This window comes from Paraburkholderia sp. GAS348 (assembly GCF_050434205.1).
In the GTDB taxonomy this organism is placed as follows: Bacteria; Pseudomonadota; Gammaproteobacteria; order Burkholderiales; family Burkholderiaceae; genus Paraburkholderia.
The window spans coordinates 1-11,698 of record NZ_JBNPVT010000002.1 but is presented as its reverse complement, the minus strand read 5'-3'; the positions used below and the strand labels follow the sequence as shown (position 1 = coordinate 11,698).

At 63.9% G+C, this 11,698-nt stretch carries 9 protein-coding genes and 1 pseudogene; 4 read left to right on the top strand and 6 right to left on the bottom strand.

Annotation, left to right across the window (positions count from 1 at the left end; translation table 11 throughout):
- The first annotated feature begins 52 nt into the window (after nt 1-52).
- Together P3T22_RS02945 and P3T22_RS02940 are read left to right on the top strand one after the other, a co-directional pair.
- Nucleotides 53-1,105 carry an efflux RND transporter periplasmic adaptor subunit gene (locus tag P3T22_RS02945; RefSeq protein ID WP_429324176.1) on the top strand — a complete coding sequence of 351 codons (1,053 nt, stop codon included), beginning with the start codon at nt 53-55 and terminating at the stop codon, nt 1,103-1,105.
- On the top strand, nt 1,102-4,152 hold the full coding sequence (locus tag P3T22_RS02940; protein WP_429324175.1) for an efflux RND transporter permease subunit: 3,051 nt from the start codon (nt 1,102-1,104) through the stop codon (nt 4,150-4,152). The genes P3T22_RS02945 and P3T22_RS02940 overlap by 4 nt, the downstream gene beginning before the upstream one ends.
- A 64-nt stretch (nt 4,153-4,216) precedes the next feature.
- On the opposite strand, the gene hpnK is transcribed toward P3T22_RS02940, so the two are convergent.
- From hpnK to P3T22_RS02925, 3 genes are read right to left on the bottom strand one after another with little or no spacing between them, the layout of a single operon-like run.
- A complete protein-coding gene (gene hpnK / locus P3T22_RS02935; RefSeq protein ID WP_429324174.1) occupies nt 4,217-5,041 on the bottom strand; it encodes a hopanoid biosynthesis-associated protein HpnK in 825 nt (274 codons plus the stop codon).
- Nucleotides 5,031-6,305: a bacteriohopanetetrol glucosamine biosynthesis glycosyltransferase HpnI gene (hpnI, locus tag P3T22_RS02930; protein WP_063495961.1), complete on the bottom strand. Its 1,275-nt coding sequence runs from the start codon at nt 6,303-6,305 to the stop codon at nt 5,031-5,033. Before hpnI (P3T22_RS02930) ends, hpnK begins: the two co-directional genes overlap by 11 nt.
- A 12-nt stretch (nt 6,306-6,317) precedes the next feature.
- On the bottom strand, nt 6,318-6,884 hold the full coding sequence (locus P3T22_RS02925; protein ID WP_429324173.1) for a hypothetical protein: 567 nt from the start codon (nt 6,882-6,884) through the stop codon (nt 6,318-6,320).
- Nucleotides 6,885-7,059: 175 nt separating this feature from the next.
- On the opposite strand from P3T22_RS02925, the gene P3T22_RS02920 reads away from it, so the two are divergent.
- Together P3T22_RS02920 and P3T22_RS02915 are read left to right on the top strand one after the other, a co-directional pair.
- Nucleotides 7,060-7,719, top strand: coding sequence for a response regulator (locus P3T22_RS02920; RefSeq protein WP_063495959.1), 660 nt, complete (start codon nt 7,060-7,062; stop codon nt 7,717-7,719).
- Nucleotides 7,719-9,119 (top strand): ATP-binding protein, encoded by a 1,401-nt coding sequence (locus P3T22_RS02915; protein ID WP_063495958.1) that lies wholly within the window; start codon nt 7,719-7,721, stop codon nt 9,117-9,119. The genes P3T22_RS02920 and P3T22_RS02915 overlap by 1 nt, the downstream gene beginning before the upstream one ends.
- Before the next feature lie 85 nt (nt 9,120-9,204).
- On the opposite strand, the gene P3T22_RS02910 is transcribed toward P3T22_RS02915, so the two are convergent.
- From P3T22_RS02910 to P3T22_RS02900, 3 genes and pseudogenes are all read right to left on the bottom strand, one after another.
- A complete protein-coding gene (locus tag P3T22_RS02910) occupies nt 9,205-10,227 on the bottom strand; it encodes a flippase-like domain-containing protein (RefSeq protein ID WP_063495957.1) in 1,023 nt (340 codons plus the stop codon).
- 80 nt (nt 10,228-10,307) lie between these two features.
- Nucleotides 10,308-11,492 carry a bacteriohopanetetrol glucosamine biosynthesis glycosyltransferase HpnI gene (hpnI, locus tag P3T22_RS02905; RefSeq protein WP_063495956.1) on the bottom strand — a complete coding sequence of 395 codons (1,185 nt, stop codon included), beginning with the start codon at nt 11,490-11,492 and terminating at the stop codon, nt 10,308-10,310.
- Nucleotides 11,489-11,698, bottom strand: a pseudogene (locus P3T22_RS02900) (hopanoid biosynthesis associated radical SAM protein HpnJ); the annotation flags it as partial. The gene hpnI (P3T22_RS02905) and the pseudogene P3T22_RS02900, both read right to left, overlap by 4 nt.

Here is an 11,698-nt window from a genome sequence, read left to right as displayed (position 1 = left end):
ACGGCGGCCGCGCATCGCCTCATATGCGATTTCCCTTGCCTGCGTCGCGCTCATGAGCGCCGCCGTCCATGCGGCCAGCGCAGCCAGTGCGTCCGCCGGCGACGATGCCGCCGACCAAGCCGTCGTATCCGTGCAAACCGTACGGGTGCAGCGTACCGTCATCGCGCAGCCGGTACGCGCCTATGGCATCGTCGCGGCATCCGCGTCGAACCTGACCACGGTCAATTTGCCGTACCTCGCGCGTATCGTGCAGATGCGCGTGCAAGCCGGCCAGAGCGTGACGCGCGGCATGCCGCTTTTCGTCGTGCAAGCGGACCCGGCCGCGGTGCTCGCCACCACCCAGGCAAAAAGCGCCGTGACGCTGGCGCAAGGCGAACTCGCGCGCACGCAATCGCTGTACGACCAAGGGCTTGCCACACAATCGCAACTCGCCGCCGCCCGCAAGGCCGCGGAGGACGCGCAGCAGGCGCTCGCCGCGCAGAACCAGACGGGGGTCGCGAGCGGCAACAAAGTCATCGCGGCGCCGATCGACGGCGTCGTTTTGCAGGTATCGGCGGCCCAGGGCGATCAGGTGCAGGCCGGCGCCGCGATCCTGCAACTGGCCGGCGGTAATGGCCGCGATGCGCGCGCGAACGTGATGCTCGGCGTGGAGCCGTCTGACGTCCCCGCTATCCGTGCCGGCGACACGGTCACGCTGCACGGCCTGTCCACCTCGCTCGCGAAGGCCGCGGTGGACGGTCACGTGGTGCTGGTCGGGGCATCGGTCGATCAGCAAAGCCAGCTCGTCAATATCGGCGCGAACGTCCCGCTCGGACAGAGCGCGTTCATTCCGGGCACGCATGTCAGCGCCGATATCGCGACTCGCAGCGGCACGCATTGGGTCGTGCCGCGTGCCGCCGTGCTGAAAGACGACAAAGGCGCATACGTATTCCAGATCACGCCGCAAAACAAGGCGCGCCGCGTGGCGGTGCTCACGCAGGTCGAAAACGGCGACCGCTACGGCGTGGATGGTCCGATCGACGGCGCAGAAGGCCTCGTCGTCAGCGGCAACTATGAGTTGACGGACGGCATGGCGGTGCGGGCTACTGGAGGCGCGCCGCGATGAATTTCGGTCAATGGATGCAGAAGCACCGGCGCTCGCTGCTGTTCGTGATCGCGCTGCTGGCGATCGCGGGCGCACTGACCGCGTTTCGCCTGCCGATCTCGCTGTTCCCGAACGTCGCGTTTCCGCGCGCCGTCGTCTCGCTCGACGCGGGCGACCGCCCCGCCGAACAGATGGCCACGCTAGTCACGATGCCGGTCGAAGAGGCGCTGCGGCGCGTGCCGAACGTACGCGACGTCGAATCGACCACGAGCCGCGGATCGGCGGAAATCTCGATCAATTTCGACTGGGGCACCGACATGGCACAAGCCACGTTGCAGGCGCAGTCGGCGATCAGCGAGATCCTCGCGACGCTTCCGCAAGGCACCTCGATGCAGGTGCGGCGCATGGACCCGACCGTGTTCCCGGTGCTCGCGTATAGCTTGACGTCGAAACAGCAGTCGTTGTCTGCGCTGCGCGATCTCGCGCAGTTCCAGATGCGGCCGTTGCTGTCGTCGGTGGAAGGCGTGGCGCGCGTCGAAGTGACGGGGGGCGCGCAGGACGAATTTGAAGTCGCGATCGATCCGGCGCGCCTCGCAGCCTACAAGGTGTCGCTCCCGGACGTGTCGAAAGCGATCGGCGCGAGCAACGTGCTGATGGCCACCGGCCGTATCGAGGATCACTACAAGTTGTACCTCGTGATTGCCAACTCCACGATCACGCAACTCGACGAACTGCGCAACGTGGTGGTGTCGGCCAACGGCGCGACGCAAATCCGCCTCGGCAACATCGCGACAGTCCATCAGGGCGTCGTGCCGCAATGGATGCGCGTCACGGCAGACGGCCAGGACGCGGTGCTGCTCAACGTCTACCAGCAACCCGGTGCGAACAGCGTGGCAATGGCCAAGGCGATCCGCGCGAAGCTCGCCGACTTCCAGCATCAGATGCCGGCCGGCGTGCATCTCTCGAACTGGTACGACCAGAGCGAACTGGTGATCGCCTCGGCGACCAGCGTGCGCGACGCGATCATGATCGGCGTGGTGCTGGCCGCGTTCACACTATTTGCCTTTCTGCGCAACTGGAAGATCACGGCGATTGCGGTCGCGCTGGTGCCGGTTGTGATGGCCGCGACGATCCTGCTGCTCGACGTGTTCGGCATGGGCTTCAACATCATGACGCTCGGCGGGATGGCCGCCGCGGTCGGCCTTGTGATCGACGACGCCATCGTAATGATCGAACACATCGTGCGACGCATGCGCGAAGGCGGGGCGCACAAGTTCCATGGCCGCGTGATGGCGGCGGCGCTCGAATTCACGCGGCCGCTTGCCGGGTCGTCGGCGGCGACGCTGATCATTTTTGTGCCGCTCGCGTTTCTGTCGGGCGTGACGGGCGCGTTCTTCAAGGCGCTCTCGGTGACGATGGCAAGCGCCCTGTTCATTTCATTTCTCGTCACGTGGCTTGCGGTGCCGATTCTGTGCGACCGCTGGCTGAAGCCCAAAGACGCCGAAGAGCACAAGGAAACCCGCTTCGCCTCATGGATGAACCGGCGTTACGGCTTTCTGATCGAACACGTGACGGCGCGCCCGGCTCTCGTGCTGCTCGGCCTGCTGCCGCTGATCGTGGTGGCCGCGTTCGCGTTCACGCGGGTGGGCAGCGGTTTCATGCCGAGCATGGACGAAGGCGGTTTCGTACTCGACTATCACACCAATCCGGGCACGTCGGTGACCGAAACCGACCGGTTGATGAAGCAGATCGAAGGCATCATCCGCGCGAATCCGAACGTCGCGACTTACTCGCGCCGCACCGGCGCCGGTCTCGGCGGCGACCTGAACGAGCCTAACAAGGGTGACTTCTTCGTGCGGCTGAAGTCGGGCGGCCGTGAGCCGATCGAAACGGTGATGGAAGAGATCCGTTCGAAGGTCGAGACGCAGGTGCCCGGCGTGAGCATCGAACTCGCGCAACTGATGGAAGACCTGATCGGCGACCTGACCGCGGTGCCGCAGCCGGTCCAGATCAAGATCTACTCCGACGACCAGAACACACTCGACACCACCGCGCGCAAGGTCGCCGCGCAGATCGGCAAGATCCAGGGCGTGGTGGACGTCAACGACGGCATCAACCCGGCAGGCGACGCGCTCGAATTGCACATCCGGCCGGAAGCCGCGGCGGCCGAGGGCATGGACCCGCAGTCGATTGCGCAGGCCGCGTCCGACATGGTGGAAGGCAACATTGCGACGCAATTCCAGAGCGGACCGAAGACAGTGGGCGTGCGGGTACGCGTGGCCGGTGCCTTGAAGCTGACCGATACGCAACTGGGGCAGTTGCAGATTCGCGCACCGGACGGCCATCTGTTCGCGCTGAATCGAGTCGCCGATCAGGTGGCGGTGACTGGTCAGCCGGAAATCAGCCGCGACAATCTCAAGCGGATGGTGGCCGTGACGGCGCGAATCGATGGTCGCGATCTGGGCTCGACGATCGCGGATGTACAGAAGACGCTGAGCGACAAGAGCTTGTTGCCGACTGGCGTCTATTACGAGTTGGGTGGTTTGTACCAGCAACAGCAGATTGCTTTCAAGGGTTTGCTGACCGTGTTTGGTGCTGCGATTGCGTTGGTGTTTGGGTTGCTGCTGTTTTTGTACGAGCGCTTCCGCGTTGCGCTGGCGGTGATGGCGATGCCGTTGCTGGCCGCGGGCGCGGTGTTTATCGGGTTGTGGATCACCGGTATCGAGTTGAATATCTCCGCGATGATGGGGATGACGATGATTATCGGTATCGTGACTGAGGTGGCGATTTTTTATGTATCGGAGCTGCAGGGGTTGATTCGGGATGAAGGTGTTGGGTTTGAGGAGGCGCTGATCGCGGCTGGGCGGAATCGGTTGCGGCCGATTGCAATGACCACTATTGCAGCTATTCTCGCGCTGCTGCCTCTGGCGTTTGCCCTCGGGCAAGGGGCGGCTATGCAGCAGCCTTTGGCGGTCGCCATTATTTCCGGGTTGATTGTGCAGTTGCCGTTGGTGTTGTTGCTTTTGCCTGTGGTGTTGAAGTTGTTGATGAAGAAGCAGGCTATTTGAAATGAGGGTTTTTTGCCTGCGCCAAAGAGAAGCAGATGTCCGCCCCGCGCAGGCAAAAAAAACCTCAAACCTTCAACACATCCCCAAACCCGCCCACCCGGGCACCCAAACGCCGAATGGCATCAGCGACCCTAGGCGACAAGAGCGCCTGCAACTCCTCAACATGCCGATAATCCCGCATCCCATGACTCAAAACCCGATCGCCGGCAAACGCAGGATGACAATAAATCTCCCCCACCCCATGGGGCAAATCGGCAAGCGCGGCAAGCCATACCGCCTCATCCATCCGCCCACTATCAGTAATCCCAACCAAATAATCGTTATGCACGATCCCAGCCCGGTCCAGCCTCGCCCGCACCCGTGAAATCCATGGCCTCAACCACAGCGGCGCGCCAACTTCGAACGGCAAACGCATCGCCCGCATCCCATACTCGCGGCCGATCTCCAGAATCAACCCGAGCACCGTCGGATGCAAATGAAAATGCTTGTGCGTGTTGACGTGATCGAGCGTCAACCCCGTCTTCGCAAACGCCTCGAACTGCGCGCGAATCTCTCGCGCCAGCTGTTTGCGAACATGCGGCAAAAAGAAAAACCTCACCCCGTCCCGCACCATGTTGTCGCCAAAGCGGCCATGCTCGTCGAGCAATGCGGCAATCCCCGCACGCGGCGTGACCGCGTCGCCGTCGGCCAGCACCAGATGCAGGCCAACCCGCAACGCCGGGAGTGCGCGAGCACGCGCCACCGCGTCGTCCGCGGCAGGCGCGCCGACCATCAGGCTCGCGGCTGTCAACACGCCGTGCCGGTGTGCCTGCTCGACAGCCAGATTCACCCGTGGATGCAGACCGAAATCGTCAGCGGTGACGATCAGCCCGCGTGGCTTAGCCGCCATCCGACGTCTCCATGACATCCATCACGCGCAACGCCGCACCGTGCGTGGCCGACGCAGAAGCCTCGACCGGCACGCGTGCGCCACGCCACACCACATGCGAGCCAAACGCGCCCGCGAACCATTGAAATGCCAGCAAGGTATCGCGCAACGGCACGAGCGGCAAGTCGCGCCAGAAAGTGCGGTCATGACGCGCGGAACGCAGATGCAGCAGCATGCGTGCGGCAAAACCAGCCGCCGTGCTGGCGCCGCTCGCCAGCGCCGCCCACAGGTGCATGCCGTCGAACGGGCCGTTCGCGAGGCGCCCGGTGAGCCATGCGCCGACAAGGAGCCACGGCGTCGGGAACGTGATGAATAGAAACGCAAAGCCAAGCGGGTTCACCGAACGGATCGTGCGCAGCCAGCGCGTCTCACGCTGCCACAAGGCGGAAAACGTCGGCTCGATGACATCGGTGGCCACCATCACGCGCGAAAGCACCGTGCGAAGCCCGAGCGCGCGCACGTGTTCGGCAAGCCAGTAGTCGTCCGCGAGACAGTTTTTCAGCGCGTCGAAACCGCCGATGCGTTCGAGCGTCGCGCGGCGCAACGCGAGGGTTGCGCCGAAACCGAAGCGGCGCGACCCCGCCGCATGTGCGACCCGCACCGACGGAGCGAACCACTCGTTGATAAATAGCGCGCCAACCCGCGGCCAGAAACCGCCGACGCCTTGCGCCACGTACAGACAGGTCACCACCCCCACGCGCGGATCGGCGAGCGGCGCCGCCACGGTGTCGAGATAATCGGCTTCGACTGCGATGTCGCTATCCGCAATCACGATCACGTCATGACGCGCCCGTTCCGCCATGTTGATCAGGTTGCTGACTTTGAGATTGCTGCCGTGCACGCGCGTATCGACCGCGAGCTCGATGTCGTGCATCGGATAAGCGGCCTGCAAACGGCGCACTACGGCGATGGCGGGATCGTCCGGCGACGACACGCCGAGCACGAGTTGGAAATGCTCGTGGCGCTGATCGCAGAAGGTTCTGAGGTTCTCGTAGAGACGCGGCTCGGCACCGCACAGCGGCTTGAGCACGCTGACGCCGACTTTCGCAAAAGGAGCCAGAGGAGGAGCCAGAGGATGCGAAGGCCGGGCGGCAACACTCGCGCGCGTCCCGCGGCGCAGCGCGAAGAACGGCATCGCCACCGCTGCCAACATCGCATAGACTGAAGCCGACACGCAGCCGGACAACAGGACCCATTGGCATACTGTCAATGCGTGCGCCGCCATGGTCTGCGTCCGTCAGCGCCCGGCCAGCACGAACGGTCTGCCCGTAAAACGCAAATGAAGAACGACGAACCAGCGCCGCGGACAATCCACTTCAATCAACACCGGCCGGCCAGCCGGCGTTGCGTGGCGGCCCTGAATGGCGAGGTCGAAAGCGGTGTGCGCGAACTGGCGCATCATGACGACGCCGCTCGCAATCAGCGCGAGCGCAAGGAACTGGAAACGCGTGGAACTGAAGAACGCCTGGGAAACCGGCAAGACCAGCGGTGCCAGCAGGGCAAGCATTTCGGTACCCATGGCCGTGAGTGAAGCCGCCATCAGATGGGCTCGCAGCATGTCGATGGTGACTGGCTTCATGGCGTGATCTCGTGGCCCGATGGAACGCACGGCGACGCGCAGCGGCGCGGCTCGCCGGCAAAAGCACTGGCAAATTCGCTGGCAAATTCGCTGGCAAAAAGCATGAGCAACGGTGCCGGCAAAAGGTGCCACAAGAAGGACTGCCGTCCATTCCGTCGATGTGCTTACGATTAAGCTGCGATGATCTGACAACATGACGTAGTTTCGCGCGCGCTTGTCGGCCACGCGACAGTAACGTTTCTGGGGGCGATAGTAGCGATTCTAGCTGAAGGAAACCTTAAGGAAGAAAGCGGTATAAAGCGAGTCGTGACCATGATCGTTACACTTCAGGTATGCGGCTCGGCGCTTGCTTAAAAACGGCCGCCGCCATGCAATAAACATCGAACGGAATCTCTTTCCCATGCGCGTACTCCTCGTAGAAGACGACGACCTGATCGGCTGCGGCATCGAAGCGGGACTGCGTCAGGCCGGCTTCACCGTCGATTGGGCACGCGACGGCCACAAGGCCAGTCTCGCCCTCGATACTACCGCCTATGCGCTGGTGCTGCTCGATCTCGGCTTACCCAGGGTATCGGGTATGGAACTGCTGAAACGGCTGCGCGATGCCGGCAAAGACGTGCCGGTGCTGGTGTTGACCGCGCGAGGCACGGTGGCGGACCGCGTCGGCGGCCTCGAAGCCGGCGCCGACGACTATCTCGGCAAGCCCTTCGACCTGACCGAACTGATTGCCCGTTGCCGGGCCCTGCTGCGCCGCGCACAAGGGCGCAGCGTCGAGCTGATCCGCTATCAGGATCTGACGGTCAATCCCGCCGCGCAAACCGTCGAAATCGGCAATATGCGCGTACCGCTCACCTCGCGTGAATGGGCGATCCTGATGCAACTGCTGACCAACCAGGGCATTCCCCAGTCGCGCTCGCGCCTCGAAGAGAGTTTGTATGGATGGCAGGAAGAAATCGAAAGTAACGCGATCGAGGTCCATGTGTCCAACCTGCGCAAAAAGCTCGGCGCCAAGCTGATCAGAACCGTGCGCAATATCGGCTACGTGGTGGAGAAAGCGTAATGTCGGCATCGATACGCCACCGCCTGATGCTGCTGGTGCTGGCCAGCATCGCGCTGATCTGGGGCATCGCGCTGATGTCGAGTTACCGCCAGGCCACGCGCGAAGTCGGCGAATGGGAAGAGGCGCGCCTCGCCGAGCTCGCGCAAATCCTCGCGCTGCTCGACCAGCGCAATCTGACCACGCTGGCCAACGCTCGCATCGACGTGCGCGAAGAAGAAAAAGGCGGTGAACCCGGCGCGAACAACAGCGACGACGACGATTCCTTACCGCGCGACGCGCTATTTCAGGTGCGCAGCGCGAACGGCGACGTGCTGGCCGGCAGCCCGCAATTGCACGCGCTAAAAGCGTGGGATCTGCCCGTGCCGTCTGCCAGCGGCGGCCAAAACATGACGCTCGGCGGTCAGGTATGGCACACGTTCACCTTGCGCGACACGGCGCTCGGCCACATAGTGCGCGTGTTCGAACCGGCCAATACGCGCAGCGACCTGGTGAGCGGCGTCGCGAGCCGGATCGCCCGCCCCACGCTCCTCGCGCTGCCGGTGCTGGCGATACTGGTGTGGTTCAGCATCGGCTGGAGCCTGGCGCCGCTCAAGGTGCTCTCGGGCGCTATCCGCGCGCGCGACATCAACCGGCTGGAACCGGTCGACATCGGCCGGGCCCCGACCGAGGTGCGCCCGCTCGTCGACGCGATCAATCTGGTGCTGTCGCGCTTACGGCACTCCATCGAGCGCGAACGCGCGTTCACCGCCGACGCCGCCCATGAGCTGAAGACGCCGCTTGCGGCCATCAAGGTGCAGGCGCAAGTCGCATTGGCCGAATCGAACACGGCGTTACAGCGTATTGCGATGGAGCGCGTGGTGCAAGGCGTCGATCGCAGCGCGCGGCTCGCGGAGCAGTTGTTGCTGCTCGCGCGCCTGGATGTCCACGAGAAACTCTCCACCGCGCCGCTCAGACCCGCTGCGGTGGCGAAAGACGCGCTGCTTGCCAACGAACGCAATGCGCAGCAGAAGAGCATTCGCGTCACGCTCACCGGCGACATGCGCGCCGAGATCAACGCGGAGCCCGTGCTGATGGGCATCCTGCTCGACAATCTGCTCGATAACGCAATCAAGTATGGGCGCACCGGCGGCAGCGTCGAAGTCGCCGTGCAGCATGAAGTCGGCCGGGTGCAGCTCACCGTGCGCGACGACGGCCCCGGCGTTGCGCCCAGCGATCTCGCGCGCCTCACGAACCGGTTTTTCCGCGCCACCGGCAATCAGGCTACCGGCAGCGGACTCGGGCTCTCGATCGTCGCGCGAATCGCCGAGCATTTCGGTGCGAGCCTGCATCTGGGCACGGGCATCGGCGAGCACGGGCTCGCGGTGCAAGTGTCGTTTCCTGCCTATGCGGGGGCGGACTGAGGGTACTGCCGAGGGCGTCTATGAGGCTGCCGCAAAGGCCATCGTCAAGTCTGGTGGATAAGGGAAGTATTTCGTTCCAGCCGCACTAGCGCTGGCTTGCCTCGCCCACGGCCGCCCGCCCCGCGCGCTCCACCTGCTGCGGCTCGCGATTCGACGACTCGGCAAACTGCCACGCAATGAGTCCGGGCACGAACATCAGCAGATCGCGAATGCGCCGCGCGCCGGCGAGCGCGAGGCAAGTCGAAGGATCGAGGCCCAGCGCGCCTCCGATCAGAATGAAACCGCCCTCCTGCACCCCCAGACCGCCCGGCACGAAGAAAGCCGCACTGCTGATCGCCTGGATCAGGGATTCGATGACCACAGCTTCGACCAGCGTAACGTGAACGCCGAGAAAGTACAGCGCCAGCCAGATTTCCAGCGACGTCAGGAAGCACTGCAGCGGTTGCCAGAAGAACAGATAGCGCAGCACCACGCCGCGCCGGCGCCAGATCAGCTTGATGACCTGGTCGATCTGCGCCGATTGTCCGACGAGCGCGGCGAGCTTGCCGCTCGTCATTCGATTGAGCGCGCGGGTGATGCGCTCGAACGGGCTGGCATGCTGCACGAGTGCGAACAGCACCAGCATCGGCGTCAGCACCACCACGCCCCACGCCAGTTGCCCGGCGAGCCGCAGCGTGTCGGAGTGCGCATGCGCGAACAGAAAACCGATGCCGACCATCGTGAACAGCAATTGGCTGATCACCGTGAGCTGCATATCGACAATGATGCTGCCGACCGCCGTGGACGGCCGCACACCCCAGCGCTTGAGCAACCGGAACGACACCACCTCGCCGCCGATACGCGCCACCGGCAACATGCAATTGACGGATTCACGCACCCAGACCAGATGCAGCATATTGGCGATGCTGGGCCGGTTCGCGCCGCGAATCAGCGAGCGCCAGTCGCAGGCATTGGCGATCATCGGCAGCACGTGCGCGATGGCCGCCAGAATGAGACCAGCGCCTGCCGCGCGCAGTGCGCCGAGCACGGCGCCGGGATTGTCCTGCCAGACCAGCCATAGCGACACCAGCAAGCCGGCAAGCGCGGCGAGGCGGCCGAGATGCTTCATCACGCGGCCACCTCTCTCGCGCGCGTCAAGCCCGCTGCATTGCCCTCGCCACCCTCTTCCAGATACCCGCGCATCATTGCTTACCCAACCTGCTGTTCATCCGTCATTCCGACTTGCTCGGCCGACAACAGGCCGTCGCCATCCACCTTGAAACTGAAACCGCGCCAGATCACGCGCGAGGACCAGAAGCTCGCAACGAAAATCGAAAACGATACGATATCCCATAATGGCAACAGCCACAGATCACGATGGGCTTGCCGCAACGCGCGATCGGACAGCAGTTTCAGTGCGAGCCGGGCGCATACGGCGACCAGCGCGAGCGGCCACGACCACAGCGCGCCCCCCGAGAAGGCAATGGCGAGCAGCGCGAAAGCGAGCGGATGAATCAGCGCCGAGCCAAGATGGCCGAGCGGATCGATGCTGCGAATCGTGCGGCTCCAGCGCAGTTCGTGCGCGATCAGTTGCGTCGCGCTCGATTCGACGCAGGCATGCGAAATCGTGAACGGCGGAATCACCACCTTCTCGCCGATCATGCGCACCGCTTCGCCGATCGCATGGTCCTCGGCCAGATGCTTCACAAATGGTGTGAACCCGCCGATTTTTTCGAGGGTGCCGCGTCGCATCGCGATGGTCTGCCCAAAGCAAGGGCGCGCGAGGCCGAGCGCAAGCCCGGTCACCACGCCGGGCAGGAATTGGTAGTTGGTGGCCTTGGCCGACATGCGCGGCCAGAAACCGGGATCGGGCGTACCGCGATAGACGCAGGTGACGAGACCGACACCAGGCTTCTGCAATTCGCCGATCACATTGCGCAGATAATCCGGCCCGACGCTCACGTCGCTGTCCGCGAACACCAGCACGTCGTGCTGGGCCTGCGGCAGCATATTGAGGATGTTGCTGATCTTGCGGTTCGGACCGTACAGGCGTGCATCCGCGACCACGGTGATATCCGCTTCCGGATGCAGGCGCCGCAGATCGTCGACGGTCTGCAAGGCGGGGTCGGCCGAATCGTGCACGCCGAACAGGAATTGCACGGGACCCGGATAGTCCTGCTGGCAGAAGCTCGACAGGTTAGCGAGCAACGCCCACTCGTTGCCGTGTAACGGTTTGACGATCGTGACCGGCGGAAAACTGGTCGGCTCGGACACCGCTCTCGCGAAGAACCGGCCGATCAGGGCGCCCGCCAGCACCGTGTAGGCGATGCCGAAAACCGCACCCGCCGCACACGCATAGGCCAGCGTGACGGCGAGCAGATGCAGGGCGCTCACGCTTGGTGGGCGCGCAGGAAGCGGAAGAATTCGACGCCTTCACGCAGGCGCCGTTTCATCATGTCCCAGCTCGTGAGCATCTCACGCAGAATTTCCCAGATCTTCGACGGGCGGAAATAGAAGCGCTTATAGAAGTTTTCGAGCTGGTGGTAAATCTCGTCGCGCGACAGATGCGGATAGCCGATCGCCGCGAGCTGCACCCCTGA

Bases quoted from the DNA above. Each gene is read 5' to 3' on its own strand.
- hpnI (WP_063495961.1), bottom strand. From the start codon at position 6,305: ATGGCGGCGCACGCATTGACAGTATGCCAATGGGTCCTGTTGTCCGGC.
- hpnK (WP_429324174.1), bottom strand. From the start codon at position 5,041: ATGGCGGCTAAGCCACGCGGGCTGATCGTCACCGCTGACGATTTCGGT.
- P3T22_RS02945 (WP_429324176.1), top strand. From the start codon at position 53: ATGAGCGCCGCCGTCCATGCGGCCAGCGCAGCCAGTGCGTCCGCCGGC.
- P3T22_RS02920 (WP_063495959.1), top strand. From the start codon at position 7,060: ATGCGCGTACTCCTCGTAGAAGACGACGACCTGATCGGCTGCGGCATC.
- P3T22_RS02940 (WP_429324175.1), top strand. From the start codon at position 1,102: ATGAATTTCGGTCAATGGATGCAGAAGCACCGGCGCTCGCTGCTGTTC.
- P3T22_RS02910 (WP_063495957.1), bottom strand. From the start codon at position 10,227: ATGAAGCATCTCGGCCGCCTCGCCGCGCTTGCCGGCTTGCTGGTGTCG.
- P3T22_RS02915 (WP_063495958.1), top strand. From the start codon at position 7,719: ATGTCGGCATCGATACGCCACCGCCTGATGCTGCTGGTGCTGGCCAGC.